Genomic DNA, 1,392 nt, shown 5'->3' on the forward strand with positions numbered 1-1,392 from the left:
GTGTCCGGGTCGACGGTTCGGGTGGGGCTGGCGGAGACGGCGACGCGTTCCAGACCGCGAGAGGCCGGGTCCGGCTCGGCGCGCTCGGCGAGCGCGGAGGGGGCAGCGGCGGGTGTGGCGTCGGCGGATCCGTCCCGCGCGCCCTGCGCGACGGCGGTCAGTCCGAGGCAGCAAAGGACGCCGGTGGCGAGGACGATCCGGGCCCGGGCGGGCCCGCGCGTCAGCAGGCGGGCGTACGCCGCAGCGGCGCGCAGGCTGGTTGACCGATCGCACGAGGGGGTATCGTCCGAACGGTCGATCGGCTCGCTCGGGGTGAGCTGGTCATCGAGGGTGCGGTCGTCAGGCATCAGCCGAGGCTAGGCAGGCCGACAGGCTGAGCACCCGAGGTGATCTCGTGGCTTTCCTCACGATATGGCCCAGGTCGGGTGGACGCCCGCGCCGAGCCGGGCAGCCCTCGGGACACACCTCGCGGACCGGTCAGACCTCCGGAGGCCCCCGGAGCGGCCCGGCGCACCCGGAACGCGGACAAACCACCGGCGACCGGCCCATGATCTACAAACTCCCCCGTTCGGTCGATAGTCTGGTCACCCTGACGGCCATGCCTCGTCGCCCGACGGTGGACTTGCGGGCATACGCCCGATTACTGGTCGGATGGCGACCCGTGGCGGGGCGCGGCGCGGAATGCACGAGGATGGCGGGTACGTTTCCCGAACCGGGTGCCGTCCCCGCACGGCGACCCCGTACGCACAACCAGGGAGGTCCGCACCGGTGCTCGACCCACACGAGCTCTACGAGCTCACCGACGATCTGCCCGACCTCGGTCAGCCGGTGCTGATCCAGACCCTCACCGGCTTCGTCGACGCCGGCAGCGCCACCCGACTGGCCAGGGAGCAGCTGCTCACCTCCCTGGACGCCCGCCCCATCGCCCGGTTCGACGTCGACCAGCTCTTCGACTACCGCTCGCGCCGGCCGGTGATGACCTTCGTCGAGGACCACTGGGAGTCGTACGACGCCCCGGCGCTGGAGCTGCACCTGCTCCGCGACGACGACGAGACGCCCTTCCTGCTGCTCACCGGCCCGGAGCCGGACCTTCAGTGGGAGCGTTTCGTGGCCGCGATCGCCGGAATCTCGGCGCGGCTGGACGTCCGGCTCACCGTCGGGCTCAACTCGATCCCGATGGCCGTGCCGCACACCCGGCCGGCCGGGGTGACCGCGCACGCCACCCGCCGCGAGCTGATCGCCGGCTACGAGCCGTGGTTGCAGCGCGTGCAGGTGCCTGGCAGCGTCGGCCACCTGCTGGAGTACCGCCTCGGTGAGCTGGGCCGCGACGCCCTCGGCTTCGCCGCCCACGTGCCGCACTACGTGGCGCAGACCGAGTACCCGGCCGCCGCC

The 1,392-nt window shown here is 72.7% G+C and carries 2 protein-coding genes; one reads left to right on the forward strand and one right to left on the reverse strand.

Features of this window, described 5'->3' with window-relative positions:
• The coding region (locus tag AB0B91_RS66030; protein WP_358343234.1) for a hypothetical protein at nt 1-347 on the reverse strand (347 nt) is incomplete at its 3' end.
• Between the two features lie 421 nt (nt 348-768).
• Between AB0B91_RS66030 and AB0B91_RS66035 the strand changes: the two genes are divergently transcribed.
• Nucleotides 769-1,392: PAC2 family protein (locus tag AB0B91_RS66035; protein WP_358343236.1), on the forward strand; the 624-nt coding region annotated here is incomplete at its 3' end.

Origin of the sequence: Nonomuraea sp. NPDC049141 (assembly GCF_040648415.1) — a bacterium.
In the GTDB taxonomy this organism is placed as follows: Bacteria; Actinomycetota; Actinomycetes; order Streptosporangiales; family Streptosporangiaceae; genus Nonomuraea.